The organism is Streptomyces sp. NBRC 110035 (genome assembly GCF_000829695.1).
Classification (GTDB): Bacteria; Actinomycetota; Actinomycetes; order Streptomycetales; family Streptomycetaceae; genus Streptomyces.
Window position 1 is genome coordinate 271,639 of sequence record NZ_BBNN01000016.1, and the last position, 20,468, is coordinate 292,106.

The window sequence follows — 20,468 nt, forward strand, 5'->3', positions numbered from 1 at the left end:
CCCGCCCGAAGGCTGTGCGCGATTTCCCCGCCGCGTGCATCACGGATGCGTCACAAGGCCGAGTTGGCCATCGACAGATCAACACCCTCTCCACAGAAAGAACTTGACGTCTCCCGCGACACGACGGAAGATCACGCCACGTCGCTTTGCACACCGTGACCCATGCGCCCGCAGTACGCGACGAGGGGGGTTTTTCGGCATGGCCCCCGACGGGGGGTGCCGTCCCATGCGCGGAGACGTCGGCGCGACCCTCAAACGCGCCGCGACGACAGCGTTTTCCTCCCCGCCTCATTTTCCGGACGAGCAGGAGGAAGCCCATGGCAGACGAGATGGTGCAGCGCGCCCAGAGATTCATCAACACGACCTACGGCAACGGCGCGACGCTGGGCATATCCAAGCTGGAGGAGAACGGTCGGACCGGCTGGCCCGTGATGTACGCGCTGACCCGCGCGCTCCAGTACGAGATGGGCATCACCGCCCTGTCCAACTCCTTCGGCCCGACCACCCTCGGGAAGCTGGGCGAGCTGTACGGAAAGCTCGACGAGACGACCGTCCCGTCGGCCGACTTCTGCCGCATCATCCAGTCCGCCCTGTACTGCAAGGGCTACGACGGCGGCGAGATCGACGGTCAGTACAACGACCGGGTCAAGGACGCGGTCGTGAAGCTCAACCAGAACATGGGCGTCTCCGGCACCTACCCGGGCAGTTCCTTGTGGCCGAAGGTGGTCAAGGGCCTGTTCACCATGGACGCCTATGTCACCGTCAACAACGGCTCGGACAGCATTCGTTCCATCCAGCAGTGGCTGAACGGCAAGTACGTCCTGCGCAAGGACTTCTACATCATCCCCTGCGACGGCCACCACTCCCGCGACGTCGCCAAGTCGATGCTGTTCGCGATCCAGTACGAGCTGGGCATGGCGGACGGCGTCGCCAACGGCGTGTTCGGACCTGGCACCCAGTCCGGCCTCAGGAGCCACACCGTCTCGACCGGCAGCACCGGGGTCTGGGCCCAGCTCTTCACCGCGGCCATGATCCTCAACAAGCGAAACGTCCCCTTCGGCACCTTCACCGCCACGGTGCAGTCCGGCGTGGAGACCTTCCAGTCCTTCAGCAAGCTCCCGGTCACCGGCAAGGGCGACTTCCAGACCTGGGCCTCGCTGCTCGTCTCCTACGGCGACCAGTCCCGCAAGGGAACGGCCTGCGACGGCGTCACCATGATCACCCCTGCGCGGGCGCAGGCCCTGAAGGACGCCGGCTACAGGTACATCGGCCGCTACCTCTTCAACCCCTCCTCCACGGACCTGCCGGAGAAGCAGATCCAGCCCGGCGAGCTGGCCACCATCAAGGAGTACGGGCTCAGCTGCTTCCCGATCTTCCAGACGTGGAGCCGGTCCGCCGACTACTTCAGCCCGAGTCAGGGCGCCGCCGACGCGTTCCGCGCGATCGAGTGGGCCAAGTACCACGGCTTCAAGCCCGGCACCATCATCTACTTCGCCGTCGACTACGACGCCATGGACGGCGAGGTCACGGACTACGTCCTCCCGCACTTCCGCGGGGTCATGCGCACGATCGGCGAGAACTCCGGCTACGGCGTGGGCGTCTACGGCCCCCGCAACGTCTGCCAGCGCGTCGCGGACGCCGGGTACGCCGCGGCGAGCTTCGTGTCCGACATGTCCAGCGGCTTCTCCGGCAACCTCGGCTACCCACTGCCGACCAACTGGGCGTTCGACCAGATCTCGACCATCAAGGTCGGCTCCGGCGCCGGGTTGATCGAGATCGACAACAACATCGTCTCCGGACGCGACTACGGCCAGAGCGACTTCAACGCCGGCGCCGACCTCGGTGGACTGGACACGCGACTGGACGAGACCGCGTACCGGAACCTGATGCTCCAGGACGTGAAGACCTACCTGGAGTCGATCGGCGTCCCCGAGACCGGCGGCGACGGCTGGACCGACAAGGACTGGGCCAGCCTCGGGGGCATCTCCAACACGGAGGCGTTCAACGCGGTGGTGGACGCGGACTGGCTCTTCACCTCACTGGCCCGAACGCTGCGGATGCGCAAGGCTCTCATCCAGGCCCCGGTCCTGTGGGAGCTGCGTAAGCTCAACCCGCTCGACTTCGCCTCCGACACAGCGGTCAAGGCGGGTCAGCTGGACGACTGCAGCACCGGGTGGGGACAGATCTTCGCCAAGACCGCCATCAAGGCCCGCAACTACTGCATCGGCGAAGGGATCATCAACGGCGAGCCACTGGACCACGATTCCACGACCGACCTCCGGGACGTCTGGGACAAGCTCCACCACGACGAGGAGTACAACGTCCGCACCGTCGCGTACGTGCTGCTCTGGAACTCGGAGCTGCTCGGTATCGACCGGCCGGACCTGAGCGGCGACGTCCATGTCACGGAGGCGGTCCTCGGCCGGTACAACGGCACCAACTCGGACGCCGAGCAGTACGGACGAGAGCTGATGGGCCTGTACAACGTCCTGGAGCAGTACAACGCGTTGTCGCGCGCCCAGTGACACCTGCGAACGAAGGAAGACGGGACCAATGACCGGACGGTGGCAGGCGGCCCTGGGGGCGAACGTGCTTCTCGGTGTCCCGGGCGTGATACCGATCTGGATCCTGTGGTTCCTCGCAGCGAGCTGGATCAGCGGCCCCGAGCCGACGGACAACGACCCCATGGTGCTCTGGCTGCCGATCGCGGCCATTGTCGTCGTCCCCTACGCCATGCTCTGGCTGTCCGTGAACCGCTCCCTCGCGCGCCGGAATTCGCTCACCCCGCGCACCTACTGGTGGCTCAGCGCCCTGGCCACCTTCCTGCCGACCACGGCGCTGATCATCTACTCACCCTAAGAAGGGAACCAAGACGTGCACACCGACAGGCGCGGCAGCGTGAACGGGATATCGAGACGAACCCTGGTGAGGACCGCCGGCGTGATCACGGCCGCCGCGGCGACCGGCTCCCTCGCCCCCGTCACCGCGACGGCCGCCCCCGCGGCCGCCCCCGTGAACGCGCCGAAGAAGGCCCTCACCTCAGCCAACGGCTGGACCTTGGAGAAGGAGGCCAACCACGTCTCCACCGTCTGGACGCGCTCCGTCCCGGGCACCGGCCTGGAGGTCGACATCAGGATCGGCGACGTGGAGGCGATCCTGCTTCATGTCGTCCGCCGATTCCACTACGAGGTCGAGCGGCTGCCCCGCGTGGACCTGGCGGGCTGGCAGCGGATCGACGGCCTGCAGAAGGACAAGCCGGTGTCCAACCTCGCCTCGGGCACCGCGGTGCGGATCCGCCCGGGCGCCGGCGCGAGCGGCAGCCTCTTCCCGCTCCAGGTGCTGACGGTGCGCGACATCCTCGCCGACTGCGAGGGCGTCGTGCGCTGGGGCGGCGACGACGACCCGGTCGACGAGTCGCTGTTCTACATCGACCGCGGCCCGGACGACGCGTCGGTCCGAGGGCTCGCCGACCGGCTGCGTCTGGCCGAGGCCACGCCCGGTGAGGGCGCCGGCGTGACGGTGGACGTGCTGGCCCCGTCCCGTCGCGACCGCGCGAAGCGGCTGGTGAAGGAGCAGCGCGCGAACTGAGGCCCGTAAGAACACGCGCCCGGGGGCGGATCGTTCGGTCCGCCCCCGAAGGACGGCGTCTCCCGGTGGAGCGCTGTCCAGCCTCCCCGGCCACCACGGCGCGGACCGGACTCCCGACGAGGACGCGCTCCGCGCCCCCGCCCGCCCTGCCGACCGCCGAGCCGCAGCCCGGCACCACCGCACGCGCTCCGCGCCCACCTGGCCGCCCTGCTGCCGGAGTGCATGCGGCCCGCCGCTCTCGTGCACCGGACCGAACTGCCGCTGACCCGCAGCGGAAAAGCTCCACGCCGAGGCGCTGCCCGCCGCCCGCCCGCCACCCCGGCGGACTGCCGATCGCAGGGGCAGGCGGCGGGAGCCCTCGATCAGTAGCCGTAGATCATCTTGTAGGCGACCTCGGGGAGGAACTGTCCGGCCGCGGAGCCGGCTCCGACGCCGCAGTTGCCGTCCGACTCGCCCGGGGTTTTGATCCACAGGAGCATCTCGGCTCCTCCGCCCGTCCGGGTGGGCGTGCCGATGCGGCGGCCCGAGGGGTTGCACCACTGTCCGTCGGAGCCGTTGCCGTTGCGGCTGGTGTCCACGACGAACGGCTTGGTGTAGCCGAAGCGGGCGCTGAGTTCGCTGTTGACGGCGTTGCCGTAGGAGGTGTTCTCCGCGGTGGTGATGTAGTTGGAGACGTTGAGCGAGAAGCCGTGGGCCTGGCGGAGGCCGGCTTCGTGGAGGCGCCGGGCCATGGTCGCCGCGTCGGCCCAGCGCGGGTTGCCGGCGTCCATGTAGACCCAGGTGTTGGGAGCCTGGCGGTTGAACTGGGCGAGGGCGCCGGTGAGCATGCCCTCGCGTTCGTCGATCTGAGCCTGGGTCATGCAGCCGTAGTCCCCGAGGGAATCCGGTTCGAGGACGACGAGGGCCGGGCGGTTGCCGATCCCGCCGGCGAACTGGGCGATCCAGTCGGCGTAGGCGGACGGCGAAGCGGCTCCGCCGGCGGAGTGCCCGCCGCAGTGGTCGCGGTGGTAGATGTTGTACGCGACGAGGACGGGCAGCTTGTCCTGGTGGTCCGCCGCTCCGACGTAGGCACCCGTGACGGTGCCGATGGCGCCGCTCCAGGAACCGAACCAACGGGCCATCGGCGTGTTGGCGATGGACGCGTTGATCGCGGCGGCCCGGCCGTCGCCGGGGTGGGAGGCCGCCCACCTCTTCGCACTGGAGTCGGGGTCCACGTAGAACCCACTGGTCATGGTGGTCGGGTCGGCCGCGTGGGCGGACGGTGCGGCGGTGAACGCCAGCGGCAGAGCGAAGAGCGCTGCGGCCAAGGCGCGGAGTCTACGGCGCATGACTGAACCTCGTTCTCCTGGCAGGGATGCGTCGCACGCTCTCGTCCCGAGCCTGCGACGCGCTGAAGAAGTGCGGTGGCACGATCATTTCTGGGAGCGCTCCCACTGGAAGCGCTCCCAATAGCGCGGCGAAACCGTTGGGGTGTGGTCGGTATGGTGGGACGGGGCAGCTGAGCTGTCAAGGGTCAATGCGCAAGCATCTTCACCGACGTGCATGCCCGGAGGTCTGGCGGGGCTGAAACTGGAAGCGCTTCCAGTTGGCCGGCCGCTGAGGATCCTCGCTGGTCCCCTGTCGTCCACCGGGCGGGTGGCAGTGGCATGGGCCGAGGTGAGACGCTGCCCGTCCGGTCGAGGGGGAAGGGCTCGTGCTTCATGGCAGAGGATGCGCCGCGTCGGCAGCCGACGCTCGACGAGGTGGCCGAACGCGCCGGTGTCTCCCGCTCCGTGGCCTCCCGCGCCCTCAACAACGCTCCGCACGTCAGCCGCGCCAAGCGCGAGGCGGTGGAACGGGCCGCCCGGCAACTCGGGTACGTACCCAATCCGACCGCCCGCGCTCTGGCCACGCGCCGGACGGGAGCGGCCGCCCTGGTCGTCTCGGGAGAGGACCCGTCGATCTTCGCCGATCCGTTCTTCGCCCAGGTGATCGTGGGGGCGTCGGCCGCCCTGGAGGAGGCCGACCTGCATCTGATGCTCTGTCTGGCCGCCTCCGACCGGGGCCGCAAACGGGTCGAGGAACTCCTTCGGTCCAGGGGCGCGGACGGGGTCATGCTGATGGCGCTGCGCGAGGACGATCCGCTGGCCCGTATGGCCGACGAGGCGCAGATGCCCGTCGTGTTCGGTGGTTGCCCGGTCGGTTCGACTCCCCGGTGGTACGTGGACGTCGACAACGTCGGCGGAGCGCGCGAGGCGACCGAGCACCTGGTCTCGCGCGGCCGCCGGCGCGTGGCCGCGATCTGCGGGCGTCTGGACACCGAGGCCGGGCGCGCCCGGTACCGCGGCTACCGGGACGCCATGCTGGGCGCCGGCCTCGATCCGTTCCCTCCGCGGGAGGGCGACTTCACCGAACCCAGCGGAGCCGCCGCCATGGCCGCACTGCTGGCGAGCCGTCCCGAGGTGGACGGGGTGTTCGCCGCCAACGACAACATGGCGGCGGGAGCGCTGCGCACGTTGCGGGAAGCCGGCCGACGGGTCCCCGCCGACGTCGCCGTGGTCGGCTTCGACGACCTGACGGTCGCCCGGATCGCCGATCCACCGCTCACCACCGTCCACCAGCCCATAGAGGCCTTCGGACGGGAGATGGCGCGCATGCTCGTCGCGCTCGTCAACGGGCGGGACCCCACCCCGCTGATCCTTCCGACCCGCCTGGTCGTCCGCTCCAGCGCCTGACGGCCGTGACCCGGCCTCGGCTGTCGACGCGGAGGCCGGCTTGCCGTCCGGGAGGGACAGGAGCGGGCCGCGCCGACGGTGGTTTTCCCGTGCGCCACGTACAGGAAGGCGTCGCTGCCGGCGAGCAGCCCGGCGTCATCGATGCGTTCGTGGTCCGCATGACCCCGGTACCGGCCGCCATGGCGCTGCTCGGCCGTCGCGCCCGGCACCCGCCCCGCCGGCTCGACCGCACCACCCCCGCCGTCGACATCGAAGCCCATGTCCGGAATCTGGACGTCGCCGGCGCCATCATTCGGCCGGCCGCGTTCATGGAGCTCCCGGTGATCCCCGAAACGGGCCCCGACCGAGGACACCTGTCCTTCCTGATGCGCCCGGACCAGGCCATGCAGTTCATCGCAGTACGCGACATCGGCCGCATCGTCGCCGTGGTTCTTCGGCTCACCCGATCGTAAGCGCTGTCCCGTAACCCCACGAGGCTGAGGGTCATGCCGTGTCCGGGGCGGCGCCGATGGCACCGGCCGAGCGAAGCGAACGCCCAAGGTCTCCGGTGAGGATGCGGGGGTGGCGCCGCCACCACCACAGGTCGGGGCCGGGCAGCCTGTGGAACTGATCGAGTGCTTGGCCGTCGTCGCCGATGGTCGCGGCCTTGCACCGCGCGTCCAAGGCTTTGATCCGCGGGGTCCAGAGCTGGACGACGTGTTCGTCCGGCAGGAGCCACGCCTCGTGCAGCCAGTTCCGGCAGTAGAGGTCGTTGGTGTACTCGTGGATGTCGTCGCCGTAGCCGCGCTCGATGGCGCTCACCAGGGCGGCCCACGCGTTCACCTTTTCAGCGACCGTGAACGCCGTCCTCCAGCCGCGCTGATGCAACAGCTGAACCGTTCCGGGTTCGGGCGGCCGGCGCGTGATCACCACGCTGCCCGGCGGTCAGGCCGACCGGGCCCCGGACCTCGTTGACCGCGACCCGGCACCGGTGCCCCGAACCGGTGCCGGGTCGCGGACTTCACCCACGTGAGGACCTGGGCAGGTGTCGTCTGCGTCGCCTTCGTCGTGGACACCTTCTCCCGCCGGGTCGTCGGCTGGTCCGCGGCCACCGTGAAGGAAACGGTCTTCGTGCTGGACGCCCCGGAGATGGCGCTGCGGCAACGCGACCGCGACCAGCACCCCCTTCGGCCGGGCGAGTTGATACACCGCTCGGATGCCGGGTCGCAGGTACGCGAGTTTCCGGCTCGTCGACCATCTGGAGACCGCCGGCATTGCCGCTTCCATCGGATCGGTGGGCGACGCCTACGACTGATGGAGAGCACGATCGGCCTGTTCAAGACCGAACTGATCAAGCCCAGGCGGCCGTGGAGGACGCTGTCCGACGTCGAGCTCGCCACCGCCGAGTACGTCGACTGGTACAACCACCGGTGACTCCACGGTGAGATAGGCCACGTCCCACCGGTCGAATACGAGAACAACCACTACCTCGCAACTACGAAACCCCAGGTCACACCCAACGTCTGAGATCTCTACCGAACCCGGAACGGTTCAATCCGCCACAACTCAACGGCCTGCTCGTTCCGCCCGACCACCCGATGTGCGGGGACCTGCGGCGACCAGCCCAGCCGGTGCAGCAGATGCGACACCCCTCGTGGCGTGTACCGGTGCCCGAACAGCCGATGGATCAGCTCCGCGACCCTCGCCAAGTTCCACCGCTGGTCCTCCCTCCAGCCGTGCGCCGCCGGGGCGGCCTGCAGCCGCGCCGCCCGGGCATCGTTGAGCTGACAGGGAAAGCCGCCAGGCCCCTCGGAGACCAGGGCCGACCTGTCGCCGTCGCGCCAGACGGCGTGCCAGGCGTACGCCGACTTCCGCGACACCCGTAACCTGCGGGCCACCCCCGGCGGCCGCACCCCTTGCCCGAACATCTCCGCGGCCTCGAAACGCACTGCTTCACGCTTCACCCGCCCCGCGGCGGTCAGAACACCGCCATCCGCATACCGCACGATGAGGATGCAGCACCGCCAACGCCCGCTGTCACCCCACCCTTTCAACCTCAGCGGCAACGCTGACGGACGACTGTGGTGCAGGGCGGCGGTTCGCCGCCGTCGGCACCGACTGTCTCGGCGGTCACCGGGCTGTCGAGGGCGGTGCTGAGGGTGTCGATGACGTCTCGCTGGAGGCGGGGTCGGACGTGGGCGTAGAGGGTGGTCATCGGGTGCTGGCCGGAGTGGCTCGAAAGGTTTCCCGCTACGTCGTCCCATTCATCGGGGCGGCGCCACATGCTTTGCTGCAAACTCGGAACAGCTGGCAGCTGTGCTGATGGAGGAAGCAGTGCGTCGACGGGGGACCGGGCGAGAGTGCGGTCGGCAGGCCGCGCTGCGTCAGGGGCGCGCGTACACGCCGAAAGGCTAGGACTCGATCGACGAGGCCGTCGGCAGTGCCCGACGAGTCGAGCCGCGGGGGCATCGGGCCGCCGGCTTCCTCGGGCTGTGTGAGATTTCGTGAGACGTGAGAGGGTCTGGGGCGTGAGCGAGACACCACCGAACACCCTGCAATACCGCTTTGACGGGCCGGAAGACGCTCCGGTTCTGATCCTGGGGCCCTCACTGGGTACCACATGGCACATGTGGGACCGGCAGATCCCCGAACTGACCAAGCAGTGGCGTGTGTTCCGGTTCGATCTGCCCGGACACGGAGGCGCCCCCGCCCACCCAGGGGGATCGGTCGGCGATCTCACCGCACGGCTGCTCGCCACCCTCGACGGCCTCGGCGTGCAGCGCTTCGGCTACGCGGGCTGCGCGCTCGGCGGCGCGATCGGCCTCGAACTGGCCCTGCGGCATCCCGGACGCCTCGCCTCCCTCGCCCTGATCGCCGCCTCGCCGCGGTTCGGCACCGCCGACGAGTTCCGCCAGCGCGGGGTGGTCGTCCGGACGAACGGGCTCGACCCGATCGCCCGTACCTCGCCCGACCGCTGGTTCACCAGCGGTTTCGCGGCCGCGCAGCCGGCGATCACCGAGTGGGCCGTGCAGATGGTGCGCACCACGGACCCGGGCTGCTACATCGCCGCCTGCGAGGCCCTCGCCTCGTTCGACGTACGGGCCGAACTCGCCAGCGTCGGCGTGCCGACCCTGGTGCTGGTCGGCTCGGACGACCAGGTCACCGGCCCCGCCGAGGCCCGTACGCTGGTCGCCGGGGTGCCGGACGCCCGGCTGGCCGTCGTGCCCGGTGCCTCCCATCTCGTGCCGGTGGAGCAGCCCGCAGCCGTCACCGACCTGTTGGTCCGGCACTTCTCCACGGCCTGGCAGCCCGCCTTCGAGTCCGTCACCGGACACGTCGCCCTGCCCGCCGTCCAGGTCAGGGCGGGGCAGGTGGTCGTGCCGCAGCAGGCCGGGCCCGTCGCGGAGATCGCCGCCGCCGTCCCGCAGCAGGCCCAGGACGGCGGGACCGACGCGTACGAAGCGGGGATGAAGGCCCGCCGGGAGGTGCTGGGCGACGCGCACGTCGACCAGGTGCTGGCCCACAGCGACGACTTCTCGGGCGACTTCCAGGGGTACGTCACCCGCTCCGTCTGGGGCGAGGTCTGGGACCGGCCCGGCCTGGACCGGCGCACCCGCAGCTGCGTCACCCTCACCGCCCTGGTCGCCGGCGGCCACCTGGAGGACCTCGCCGTCCACACCCGGGCGGCCCTGCGCAACGGCCTCACCCCCGCGGAGATCAAGGAGGTCCTGCTCCAGACGGCCGTCTACTGCGGTGTCCCCGCGGCGAACAGCGCGTTCCGCGTGGCCCAGCAGGTCGTCCGTGAGGAGACCACACCCCAGGAGTGAGACCCGGGTGCCTCGTGCCGGAGGGGGCCGGTGGAGGCAGGATGGACGTATGAGGCTCACGAAGAAGTCGCACTCCTGCGTCCGCCTGGAGAAGGACGGCCGTACCCTCGTCGTCGACCCCGGAGGGTTCAGCGAGGAGGACGCCGCGCTCGGCGCGGACGCCCTCCTCGTCACTCACGAGCACCCCGACCACTTCGACGAGGGCAGGCTCAGGGCCGCCCTGGAGGCCGACCCGGCCGCCGGGGTCTGGACCCTGAAGTCTGTCGCGGACCAGCTCTCGGCCGCGTTCCCCGGCCGGGTGCACACCGTCGGCCACGGCGACACGTTCACCGCCGCGGGCTTCGAGGTGCAGGTGCACGGCGAACTGCACGCCGTGATCCACCCGGACATCCTGCGGGTCACCAACGTCGGTTACCTCGTCGACGGCGGTGCCCTCTTCCACCCCGGCGACGCCCTCACCGTCCCCGACCACCCGGTCCGGACGCTGATGCTCCCCGTCATGGCCCCCTGGAACAAGATCTCGGAGGTCATCGACTACGTCCGCGAGGTCCGGCCGGAGCGCGCCTACGACATCCACGACGCCCTGCTCACCGACCTGGCCCGGCCGATCTACGACCGCCAGATCGGCGCCCTCGGCGGTGCTCCGCACCTGCGGCTGGCCCCGGGGGCGACGGCCGAGCTGTGAGCCGGGCCGCGGCCGGTGGCCGCCGGCCGGACATCGTCCGAGGTGCCCGGTAGGTTGTGGGACATGCGCATCGCGACCTGGAACGTGAACTCGATCACCGCCCGTCTGCCGAGGCTCCTGGCCTGGCTGGAGAGCAGCGGCACGGACGTGCTGTGCCTCCAGGAGGCCAAGGTCGCCGAGGAGCAGTTCCCGGTGGAGCAACTGCGCGAGCTGGGTTACGAGTCGGCGGTGCACGCCACCGGCCGGTGGAACGGCGTGGCGGTGCTCTCCCGCGTGGGCCTCGAGGACGTCGTCAAGGGCCTGCCCGGCGACCCGGGCTACGACGGCTCGTCGGAGCCCCGTGCCGTCCGTGCGACCTGCGGCCCGGTCCGCGTCTGGTCGGTGTACGTGCCCAACGGCCGTGAGGTCGACCACGCGCACTACGCGTACAAGCTCCGGTGGTTCGAGGCGCTGAAGGCCGCCGTGGCCGGTGACGCGGCGGGCAGCCGCCCCTTCGCGGTACTCGGCGACTACAACGTGGCGCCGACCGACGACGACGTGTACGACCGCGCCGCCTTCGAGGGCTCCACCCATGTCACCCCGGCCGAGCGCGCCGCCCTCGCGGCCCTGCGCGAGACCGGCCTGACCGACGTCGTCCCGCGCCCGCTGAAGTACGACCACCCCTTCACGTACTGGGACTACCGCCAGCTCGGCTTCCCCAAGAACCGCGGCATGCGCATCGACCTGGTGTACGGCAACGAGCCGTTCGCCAAGGCCGTTTCCGACGCCTACGTCGACCGTGAGGAGCGCAAGGGCAAGGGCGCCTCGGACCACGCGCCGGTCGTGGTCGACCTGGACGTGTGATCACCCGCCCCCGGCGGCAGTTGCCCGCGCGCCCTGTGGTGCGGACGGCGGTACGAATGTCACCCTGGAGGGATGAACATCCCCTTCCTGGGCAACCGGCGCCGGAATCTCCAAGTCCGCGACCCCGAAGGCCTCGCGGAACTCCTCGCCGAGTGCGAACTGCTGCGTTCCCAGGTGGCGCGGGCCGGTGTCCGGCTGGACGACTCCCCGGCCTCGCTGGAGGCGCTGGACCAGATGGTCCCGGGAAGCTGGCGGGACGACGAGGACACCCTGACCTGGCTGGGCAACGACGTGGGGCTGTATCTGGGCACGGTCGTCGTGCGCACTGTTCCAGGAGCCGTCTGGGAGATCCGCCCCGACGGTCAGCCCGTCGTACGGCTCGCCTCCGGGCGGGAGTTCGACGTCGTGGAATTTGGGCACGCCTGGGCCGCCGGCGGGGTGCCCGAACTGTCCCAGCTGTACGCCGAGGTCGCGGAGGCCTGAGACACCGGCCGGCACTCCGGTCCCGACCGCCCCCGACCGCTCCCGCACTCCGCCGGCGCGCACCGGACAGCGGCCGGGCCGGGCACCTCCTCTCCAGGTCCGCTCCAGGATTCTCGAGCAGTGGGCGGGGGGCTCGCGGGGACGTCCGCCCCCGGCCTCGACTACGATGTTTTCTCCGTCCCGGTGAGGAAGGTGACTTCGCGGTCAAAGCGGGGACACCGCCGCCGGGAGGGGCCCACCGTCCCACATCCGAGGGGCGGCGGTTCACAACGGCCAGTCCCGCCCGGCGGCAGCCGGAGATCACTGCCCGCGTGGCGAAGACGGCCCGTGCCACGGGTCGTTCGCCGGCGGGCAGAAGGTCAGCTGCGCGCCGGACGGGTGGCGCCCGGTCGTCACCCGCCCGCGCGCCCTGCGGGAGGCTCAGGGCTTCTGCTGCTTCCTCCGCGAGGCGGGCGCGGGAGCGGGTGCCGGGTCGGCGGAGGACTCGGCGGGGACCGGCAGCGGGGTCTGCGCGGCGCGGGTCACGTCCCCGACCACCTCGACGACATCAGGACCGTACGCCTGCGAGTTGACGACCCTCAGCAGCAGGACGAAGGAATGGGAACCGTGCTTGCGTGCCAGCCGTTCGTGATGGCGGGCGAGGTAGCGGGTGGCGGCCTGGTTGGTGATCGCGCGCTGGCCGCAGAACAGGAACACGGGCCGGGTGTCGGGCCGTTCACCGGCGGTGAGCCGGGCGAGCAGGACGTACTCCCTGACCCCCGGCTCCATCCGGTAGAGCTCGGTGCCGATCCGGAAGGCGGCCCGGTCCGGGCCCGGTTCGGGGTCTATGTTGACGCGCACCCCCGGCAGCATCGCCGCCATGTGGGCCACCATCCGCCGGTTCGACGCGGGACCCCCCACGCAGAACTCCGTGCGCTCGCCGAAACCCTGATGGACCATGTCCTGCGTGACCACCTGGACGTGCGCCCCGCAGTCCTTGATCAGCGCCGAGAGCTCCAGCAGCGAGAACACGTCGAAGCGGTGCACGGCCGGTTCCGCCGTGGCCGGATCACGGTTGACGACGAGGAGCGACTCGGAGTGGTCCGGCAGTCCGAAGAAGGCCTGCTTGCGCCGGAGCCTGCGCTTCCACAGGTAGGTACGGGCGATCCAGCCCAGCGCGGCGAAGAGGCCGGAGGCGACCACACCCAGAACAATGTTGCGTACGTCGTCACTCATGGGCGCGCATGCTAGCGGGCTTGGGCAAACCCGTGTTCGAGACGTCCGGGGGAAGGGCGTCCGGGGAAACCGCGACGGCACGCCCCACGGTGTGTCCCACGACGTACCTGATGTGGGCATGGCGATGAATTAGGCTGCGGGAACGGCCCTTCAACGGAGGTGCGGATGCGTCATCGTGTCGGACGGAAGCTGACGGTTCTGGCGGTCACCGCCGTGGTGGTCTCGGCGGGAGCGGCAGCGCCCCCGACGACCGGCACGCAGGGCGGGCCCGGCCGGACCCCTGCCCCGCCGCCTGCCAAGACCCCGGTGGCCGTCGGCCACGGCGGAGCGGTCTCCAGCGTCGATGCCGACGCCTCCGCGGCCGGCATCGAGATCCTCAGAAGGGGCGGGAACGCCGTCGACGCGGCCGTCGCCACCGCCGCCGCCCTCGGCGTCACCGAGCCCTACTCGGCCGGTATCGGCGGAGGCGGCTACTTCGTCCACTACGACGCCGGCTCCCGCACCGTGCGGACGATCGACGGACGCGAGACCGCACCGCTGACCGCCGACTCCGGCCTCTTCCTGGAGAACGGCACTCCCGTCCCCTTCGCCGAAGCCGTCAGCAGCGGCCTCGGCGTCGGCACCCCGGGCACCCCGGCCACCTGGCAGCGGGCGCTCGAGAAGTGGGGGAGCAAACCCCTGCGGACGGTCCTGAGACCCGCCGAGAAGCTGGCCCGCGACGGGTTCACCGTCGACAGCACCTTCCGCGCCCAGACCGCCGCCAACGAGGCCCGCTTCCGCCACTTCCCCGACACCGCCGAGCTGTTCCTTCCCGGTGGCGGACTCCCGGTCGTCGGCACCACCTTCAAGAACCCCGACCTCGCCCGCACCTACGCGGAGCTGAGCCGGAAGGGCGTCGACGCGCTGTACCGGGGCGCCATCGGCCGGGACATCGTGGACACGGTCAACGAGCCGCCCGTGGACCCCGACTCCGGCTGGAACGCCCGCCCCGGCGACCTCTCGGCCCGGGACCTCGCGGCGTACCGGGCCACGACCCAGCCGCCCACCAGGACGTCGTACCGCGGCCTGGACGTCTACGCCATGGCGCCCTCCTCCTCCGGCGGCACCACCGTCGGCGAGGCCCTCAACATCCTGGAGCGCACCGACCTCTCCCGGGCCGACGACGCCCGCTACCTGCACCGCCTCATCGAAGCCAGCCGCATCGCGTTCGCCGACCGGGGCCGCTGGGTCGGCGACCCCGCCTTCGAGGACGTACCGACGAAGGAACTGCTCTCCCAGCGGTACGCCGACTCCCGCGCGTGCCTCATCCAGGACGACGCCGTCCTCACCAGCCCGCTCGCCCCCGGCGACCCGCGAGACCCCGCGCCCTGCGCGACCGGCGGCCCCGCGGCCCCGACGACGTACGAGGGTGAGAGCACCACGCACCTCACCACCGCCGACCGCTGGGGCAACGTCGTCTCCTACACCCTCACCATCGAGCAGACCGGCGGCAGCGGCATCACCGTGCCCGGCCGCGGGTTCCTGCTCAACAACGAGCTGACCGACTTCTCCTTCGCCCCGGCGAACCCGGCCGTCCACGACCCGAACCTGCCGGGTCCCGGCAAGCGGCCCCGGTCCTCGATGGCCCCGACGATCGTGCTCGACGGCCACGGCCGGCCGGTCGTGGCGCTCGGTTCGCCCGGCGGCTCGACCATCATCACCACCGTGCTGCAGACCCTCACCGGTTTCCTCGACCGCGGTCTGCCGCTGGTCGACGCGATCGCCGCGCCGCGCGCCAGCCAGCGCAACACGGCCCGCACCGACCTCGAACCCGGCCTGTACGACAGCGCCGTACGACAGAAGCTGGAGGCCGTCGGACACTCCTTCCAGCCCAACCCGGAGATCGGCGCGACCACCGCGGTGCAGCGGCTGCCGGACGGCCGGTGGGTCGCCGCGGCGGAGAAGACCCGCCGGGGAGGCGGCTCGGCGATGGTGGTGCGCCCGGCGCGGTAGGCCGCAGGCCCGGTCGGCGGGAAGGCGAAGGCGCCCGCGCCCCCGGTGGGAAGGGGCGCCCGCGCGCTCACCGTTCGGGCGGCGCGGGTGCTGGAGGCTCCTCACGGCCGGTGCCGGTGCCGGTGCCGGTGCCGGCCGTCGACCCGCCGCCGGCCGCGGTGCCGGTCCCCGCCTGCGTCCGGAACGTGAGATTTCCGTCCGCCGCGTCCACCGTCACCCGGTCGCCGCCGCTGACCGTGCCGTCCAGCAGCAGCCGGGAGAGCTGGTTGTCGACCTCCCGCTGGATGGTGCGGCGCAGCGGCCGCGCCCCGTACTCGGGCTGGTGGCCGCGCCGCGCCAGCCAGTCCACGGCCGCCTCGGTGAACTCGACCGCGACACCCTGCCCCCGCAGCCCGCGCCGCGTCGCCTCCAGCAGCAGGTCCGTGATCCGCCGCAGCTCCGTGGCGGTCAGCTCACGGAACACCACCACCTCGTCGATCCGGTTGAGGAACTCGGGCCGGAAGTGCTCCCGCAGCGGCCGCAGGACCTGCTCCCGCCGCGCCTCCTCGTCCGCGTCCGCGCCGCCGGCGGAGAAGCCCGGCGCCCCGCCGCGCCGCGTGATGGCCTCGGAACCGAGGTTGCTCGTCATCACGATCACGGTGTTGCCGAAGTCCACCGTCCTGCCCTGGGAGTCGGTCAGCCGGCCGTCGTCGAGAACCTGGAGCAGGATGTTGAAGACGTCCGGATGCGCCTTCTCCATCTCGTCGAGCAGCAGCAGCGAGTACGGATGCCTGCGCACCACCTCGGTCAGCTGACCAGCCTCCTCGTGGCCGACGTACCCGGGCGGGGCGCCCACCAGCCGGCTGACGGTGTGCCGCTCCTGGTACTCGCTCATGTCGAGGCGGACCATGCGGTCCTCGCTGCCGAACAGGGCCTCGGCCAGCGCCCGTGCCAGTTCCGTCTTGCCGACGCCGGTCGGCCCGAGGAACAGGAAACCGCCGATCGGCCGGTCGGGGCTGGCGAGCCCGGCCCGCGAGCGCAGCACCGCGTCCGCGACCACCCGCACCGCCTCGTCCTGGCCGACGACCCGCTGGTGCAGGTGCTCCTCGAGACCCAGCAGCCGGTCCTTCTCCTCCTCGGTGAGACGGCTGACCGGAATGCCGGTCTGCCGGGACACCACCTCCGCGATCGCCTCGGCGTCCACCACCAGACTCTGGCCCTCGTCGACCCGGCCCTCGCCACCGACCTCGGTGATCCGTTCCCTCAGCTCGCCGATGCGGTCCCGCAGCTGTGTCGCCTGCTCGTACCGCTCGTCGGCGACCGCCTGGTCCTTGTCGCAGGTCAGCTGCTCCAGCTCCTGCTCCAGGGCGCGCACGTCCGTGCCCTTGGTCCGGGACCGCAGCCGCACCCGGGCGCCGGCCTGGTCGATCAGGTCGATCGCCTTGTCCGGCAGACGGCGGTCGCTGAGATAGCGGTCGGACAGCTCGACGGCCGCCACCAGCGCCTCGTCGGTGTAACGGACCTGGTGGTGGGCCTCGTACCGGTCCCGCAGACCGCGCAGGACGGCGATCGCGTCGGACGGTGTGGGCTCCGGCACCATGATCGGCTGGAAGCGGCGGGCCAGCGCCGCGTCCTTCTCGATCCGGCGGTACTCCTCCAGCGTGGTCGCGCCCACGACGTGCAGCTCGCCGCGGGCCAGCGCCGGCTTGAGGATGTTGCCGGCGTCCATCGAACCGCCCTCGCCGCCGCCTCCGGCGCCCACGACGGTGTGCAGCTCGTCGATGAAGACGATCAGCCGGTCGGAGTGGGTACGGATCTCGTCGACGATGGTGGTCATCCGCTCCTCGAAGTCGCCCCGGTACCGGGTCCCGGCGACCACGGCCGTCAGGTCCAGCGCGACCACCCGCCGGGTCATCAGCAGGTCGGGCACGTCCCCGTCCGCGATCCGCTGCGCCAGCCCCTCCACCACGGCGGTCTTGCCGACGCCCGCGTCACCGATCAGCACCGGGTTGTTCTTGCCGCGCCGGGAGAGCACCTCGATGGTCTGCTCGATCTCCTCCTCCCGCCCGATCACCGGGTCGATGCGGCCCTCACGGGCCAGCTCGGTGAGGTCACGGCCGTACTGGTCCAGCGTCGGCGTGCCCGTGGCGGTGCGGGGCCGCTCGGGGCGGGGCGGCGCGGGGTCCGGTGCGTCGGGCGGCCCTCCGGCGGCGGCGTACCGGGCCGCGTCCAGGATGTGCCCGGCGGCAGAGTCGGGGTTGGCCGCCAGGGCGCTGAGCACATGCTCGGGGCCGATGTACCCGGCCCCGGTCGACCGGGCCATCTCGTGCGCGTCCAGCAGGGCCCGCTTGACGGCGGGGGTGAGCGAGAGCGACGTCGGCGGCGGGGCGTCGTCCGGGCCGTACTGGACGGGCCCGGACCGTTCGTCGATCTGCGACGCCATCGAGTCGGGGTCCGCGCCCGCCCGGCTGAGCAGGCCGCGGGTCGGCTCGGTGGCCAGCGCGGCGCGCAGCAGGTGCTGGGTGTCCAGGTCGCGGCTGCCGTGCTCGGCGGCGTACTGCGCGGCACCGCGCACCAGGTCCCTGGCCGGTTGGCTCAGCAGCCGGCCGATGTCGACCTGCCGGGGGCGCGGCCCGCCGAAGAAACGTGCGAGGAACTCTCCGAAGGGGTCCGAGCCGTAGCCCTCCGGACCCGTGAACCCGCTGCTCATGGACATCCGTTCCGCCCGCCCCTGCGGGATCCCCCAGGGCCGGGCGGACCCGGGAACCTGAAGGAGGCCCGGGGCGCGCTCACTGCTCGACGTACGGTCCGGACGCGGGTGCCCGGCCGCCTCCCGGTCGCACACATGAGTGACCCCGCGGTGCGAGTGCCGCCTTCGACGTGCTGCCTGACGTGTGGTGGGCGCGGCGCGCTCGTAGAACACCCTCGCACGATCGCTCGGGGGCAGCACCTCGGAACCACGTCACCGGGTGGGGCACGCTCCGGAGGGCTTGCGCGGGAGGGCCCGTGCGGGAGGGCTCGGCCTCAACTCCACCGCGCCAATTGATATACCGGCGCGAGGGGGGCATGGTGCGTGCCTCTCACCCCCGGAGAACGGGAACCCGAACGCGGCGAGCGGCTCGGCCGGCTGCTGCGCGAGGCGTGAGGCGTGAGGTGCGCGGCGACCGCGGCACGACGCAGGTCGCCGCGAGCGCCGGCATCTCCCCGGAGACCCTCCGGAGGATCGGGACCGGGCGGGCTCCCGCTCCGGCCTTCTTCACGGTGACCGCCCGCACCCGCACCCCCGGCCTGTCGACGGTCGCGCCGGTGGGCCGGTGCGCGCCGGTCGCGCCACCGGCGGCCGCCCCCTGAGCCGAAGGCCCCGGGCGGGCGCCTGCCGGGCGCCTGCCGGGCGCCTGCGGGCCCCTGCGGGCCCCTGCCGGGCCCCGCAGGCGCACCTTGCCCACTCCCGGAAAACTCCCTGTAGCGCACCCGTAACACGAGGGGTGTTGCCTACGGGGCGAAGTCCTCCGGTTACAGCGGGAGTTGGCTATGGCAGTGGAGAAGCTCCCGGTCCGGATCCGGGAGTTCGCGGACTACCTGCACGGGCTGCTGGCCCGGCTGGACCCGTCCGACGGCTGGTGCGCGGTGTTCTGGCACCGGGACCCCGACGGCATGCGGGCGTGTCTCGACGGGCGTGAGGTGCCGCCCTGGGACGTGGTGGAGGCGCTGCTCCAGGACCTGCGCACCGTCCACGGCGCAGGTGCCGCCGAGTCCGAGGAGCCGAAGGCCCGCGGCCTGCACGCCGCCGCCCTCGCCGCGTGCGACGCCCGGCCCGGCGCCCGGGAGGCGCTCGGTGACCGGATCGACGTGATGCTCCGCGAGCAGAAGTACGCGGCGGAGCGGCACGCGCACCTGAGCGCTGCCCTCACCCGGGCCGCCACCCGGGCGGAGGCCGACGCGCTCGGCGTCGACCTCGCCTGGGCCCGCGACGACCACGACCGGGCCACCGCGCGGTGCGCGGAACTCCGGGACCGCGCGGCCGCCCTGGACCGACGGCTACGGCAGACGCCCCCCGGCCCGGTATCCGTACCGGGTCCGGCACTCGCACCTGTACCGGGTCCGGCGCCCGCACCCGGCGCGGGCCCCGACCGGGAGACCGCCCGTCGCGACGCCCCCGCCGACCGGCCCGCCCCCGTGCCCGGGCAGCGCAAACGGCGTCGCGGCAGCGCCCGCTTCGCCGGTGCGGCGGACGAGGAGGCGGCCCCCGTCGTCGTACCGGCCTCCGCCGCCCCGCCCGAGCCCGTGCCCCGGCCGGGACCCGCCCCCGCCCCGGAGCCCGCCCCCGTCGCCCGTGCCGCCCGCACCCCGCGCGGCGCACGCTTCGCGGGGGTCGCCGACGACGCGGGGGAGGAGCGGGCGCGTCCCGGCGCGCGCGGTGCGTCGTGGGCGGCCGGGGATCCCGTCGACGAAGCCCAGCGGCAGGAGGCCGACCGCCTCGTCGGCACCCTCGCGCGGCTGCGCCGCGACGGGCGCAGCGGCGAGGCGCACGCCCTGCTCGCCGAGGCCGCGTCGTGGCCCGCCGACCGCCTCCCGCTGCTCGCGGAGGGGATGCGGAGCGCGGGACTGGGCGCCGACTGGACGACGCTGCTGTGGGAGGCCGCCTCCCTGCCCGCCGACCGGCTGGTCGCCGCGGCCGACGCGCTGACCGCGGCGGGGCACGCGGACGACGGCGAGCAGATCCTGCGCCAGGGCGTCGTACGGCCCGCCGAGGAAACCGGCCGGGCGGTCCTCGCGCTGGACGCCGAGCACCGCCACCGCGAGGTGCGCACGCTCCTCGACGCCCACGTCAGGATGCGCACTCCCGCGGAGGCGGCCCGCAGCGCCGCCCCCGGGCCCGAGCGGCTCGTCCCTCTGCTCCTCGGTGCCGCCCGGGGCGTCTCCGACGAGCGGTACTGGGACCTGCTGCACGCCCTGCGCGTCGCCGGATTCACCACCTGACCGGGCCCCGCCGGACAGGCCCCGGCCGGCCGCCGCGGGGACTCACCCACCGGAGTGCGAAACACGATCGACTCCGCGGCTTCACGACGATGCTCTTGGCAAGGCCCTCCGAGGGGCTTACGTTCGTCCCTCTACGACCGCTTCTACGGGCGTAGAGGCGCTGACGTCGCGTCGAAGGAGCAG

General features: G+C 72.1%; 18 protein-coding genes and 2 pseudogenes. 14 read left to right on the forward strand and 6 right to left on the reverse strand.

What is annotated here, in order from left to right; genetic code table 11:
* The first annotated feature begins 317 nt into the window (after window positions 1–317).
* From TU30_RS03725 to TU30_RS03735, 3 genes are all read left to right on the forward strand, one after another.
* Complete coding sequence (locus TU30_RS03725) at window positions 318–2,525, forward strand: glycoside hydrolase domain-containing protein (RefSeq protein WP_042164448.1); 2,208 nt, start codon at window positions 318–320, stop codon at window positions 2,523–2,525.
* A 28-nt stretch (window positions 2,526–2,553) separates the two neighbouring features.
* Window positions 2,554–2,859: a hypothetical protein gene (locus TU30_RS03730; protein ID WP_042164450.1), complete on the forward strand. Its 306-nt coding sequence runs from the start codon at window positions 2,554–2,556 to the stop codon at window positions 2,857–2,859.
* A gap of 81 nt (window positions 2,860–2,940) precedes the next feature.
* Window positions 2,941–3,588, forward strand: coding sequence for a hypothetical protein (locus TU30_RS03735; RefSeq protein ID WP_234307760.1), 648 nt, complete (start codon window positions 2,941–2,943; stop codon window positions 3,586–3,588).
* Window positions 3,589–3,950: 362 nt separating this feature from the next.
* Here TU30_RS03735 and TU30_RS03740 read toward each other — a convergent pair whose 3' ends face one another.
* Window positions 3,951–4,916, reverse strand: coding sequence for a glycoside hydrolase family 6 protein (locus tag TU30_RS03740; RefSeq protein WP_042164453.1), 966 nt, complete (start codon window positions 4,914–4,916; stop codon window positions 3,951–3,953).
* A gap of 372 nt (window positions 4,917–5,288) precedes the next feature.
* Here TU30_RS03740 and TU30_RS03745 point away from each other — a divergent pair, with 372 nt between their 5' ends.
* Both TU30_RS03745 and TU30_RS36370 read left to right on the forward strand, forming a co-directional pair.
* Complete coding sequence (locus TU30_RS03745; RefSeq protein ID WP_042164455.1) at window positions 5,289–6,302, forward strand: LacI family DNA-binding transcriptional regulator; 1,014 nt, start codon at window positions 5,289–5,291, stop codon at window positions 6,300–6,302.
* A gap of 89 nt (window positions 6,303–6,391) precedes the next feature.
* The gene (locus TU30_RS36370; RefSeq protein ID WP_042164458.1) at window positions 6,392–6,754 is read left to right on the forward strand and encodes a hypothetical protein; all 363 of its coding nucleotides are present in this window, start codon (window positions 6,392–6,394) and stop codon (window positions 6,752–6,754) included.
* Between the two features lie 31 nt (window positions 6,755–6,785).
* Here the strand turns inward: TU30_RS36370 and TU30_RS03755 are convergent, their stop codons facing one another.
* Window positions 6,786–7,124 (reverse strand): hypothetical protein, encoded by a 339-nt coding sequence (locus TU30_RS03755; protein ID WP_234307761.1) that lies wholly within the window; start codon window positions 7,122–7,124, stop codon window positions 6,786–6,788.
* A gap of 186 nt (window positions 7,125–7,310) precedes the next feature.
* On the opposite strand from TU30_RS03755, the pseudogene TU30_RS38185 reads away from it, so the two are divergent.
* Both TU30_RS38185 and TU30_RS36835 read left to right on the forward strand, forming a co-directional pair.
* Window positions 7,311–7,457: pseudogene (locus TU30_RS38185) on the forward strand (IS3 family transposase); the annotation flags it as partial.
* A 138-nt stretch (window positions 7,458–7,595) separates the two neighbouring features.
* A complete protein-coding gene (locus tag TU30_RS36835) occupies window positions 7,596–7,715 on the forward strand; it encodes an IS3 family transposase (protein ID WP_234307762.1) in 120 nt (39 codons plus the stop codon).
* A gap of 98 nt (window positions 7,716–7,813) precedes the next feature.
* Here the strand turns inward: TU30_RS36835 and TU30_RS03770 are convergent, their stop codons facing one another.
* Window positions 7,814–8,287, reverse strand: a complete 474-nt coding sequence (locus TU30_RS03770; protein ID WP_107068364.1) for a winged helix-turn-helix domain-containing protein — start codon at window positions 8,285–8,287, stop codon at window positions 7,814–7,816.
* A gap of 50 nt (window positions 8,288–8,337) precedes the next feature.
* Window positions 8,338–8,496: a hypothetical protein gene (locus TU30_RS36375; protein WP_042164461.1), complete on the reverse strand. Its 159-nt coding sequence runs from the start codon at window positions 8,494–8,496 to the stop codon at window positions 8,338–8,340.
* A 313-nt stretch (window positions 8,497–8,809) separates the two neighbouring features.
* Between TU30_RS36375 and TU30_RS03780 the strand changes: the two genes are divergently transcribed.
* The 4 genes from TU30_RS03780 to TU30_RS03795 all read left to right on the forward strand — a co-directional run bounded on the left by TU30_RS03780 (window position 8,810) and on the right by TU30_RS03795 (window position 12,119).
* Window positions 8,810–10,108, forward strand: a complete 1,299-nt coding sequence (locus TU30_RS03780) for an alpha/beta fold hydrolase (protein ID WP_042164463.1) — start codon at window positions 8,810–8,812, stop codon at window positions 10,106–10,108.
* 49 nt (window positions 10,109–10,157) lie between these two features.
* Complete coding sequence (locus TU30_RS03785) at window positions 10,158–10,793, forward strand: MBL fold metallo-hydrolase (protein ID WP_042164465.1); 636 nt, start codon at window positions 10,158–10,160, stop codon at window positions 10,791–10,793.
* Window positions 10,794–10,856: 63 nt separating this feature from the next.
* A complete protein-coding gene (locus TU30_RS03790; RefSeq protein ID WP_042164467.1) occupies window positions 10,857–11,636 on the forward strand; it encodes an exodeoxyribonuclease III in 780 nt (259 codons plus the stop codon).
* A 72-nt stretch (window positions 11,637–11,708) separates the two neighbouring features.
* Window positions 11,709–12,119: a DUF6278 family protein gene (locus tag TU30_RS03795; protein WP_042164469.1), complete on the forward strand. Its 411-nt coding sequence runs from the start codon at window positions 11,709–11,711 to the stop codon at window positions 12,117–12,119.
* 420 nt (window positions 12,120–12,539) lie between these two features.
* Here TU30_RS03795 and TU30_RS03800 read toward each other — a convergent pair whose 3' ends face one another.
* The gene (locus tag TU30_RS03800) at window positions 12,540–13,334 is read right to left on the reverse strand and encodes a hypothetical protein (RefSeq protein WP_042164471.1); all 795 of its coding nucleotides are present in this window, start codon (window positions 13,332–13,334) and stop codon (window positions 12,540–12,542) included.
* A 165-nt stretch (window positions 13,335–13,499) separates the two neighbouring features.
* On the opposite strand from TU30_RS03800, the gene ggt reads away from it, so the two are divergent.
* Window positions 13,500–15,326 carry a gamma-glutamyltransferase gene (ggt, locus tag TU30_RS03805; RefSeq protein ID WP_042164473.1) on the forward strand — a complete coding sequence of 609 codons (1,827 nt, stop codon included), beginning with the start codon at window positions 13,500–13,502 and terminating at the stop codon, window positions 15,324–15,326.
* 67 nt (window positions 15,327–15,393) lie between these two features.
* Here the strand turns inward: ggt and TU30_RS03810 are convergent, their stop codons facing one another.
* Entirely contained in the window at window positions 15,394–18,015 is a 2,622-nt protein-coding gene (locus TU30_RS03810) for an ATP-dependent Clp protease ATP-binding subunit (RefSeq protein WP_078878089.1), read from the reverse strand.
* Between the two features lie 363 nt (window positions 18,016–18,378).
* Between TU30_RS03810 and TU30_RS36850 the strand changes: the two are divergent.
* Together TU30_RS36850 and TU30_RS03820 are read left to right on the forward strand one after the other, a co-directional pair.
* A pseudogene (locus TU30_RS36850) lies at window positions 18,379–18,656 on the forward strand (XRE family transcriptional regulator).
* 180 nt (window positions 18,657–18,836) lie between these two features.
* Window positions 18,837–20,285, forward strand: coding sequence for a hypothetical protein (locus TU30_RS03820; protein WP_042164476.1), 1,449 nt, complete (start codon window positions 18,837–18,839; stop codon window positions 20,283–20,285).
* Window positions 20,286–20,468 lie beyond the last annotated feature (183 nt).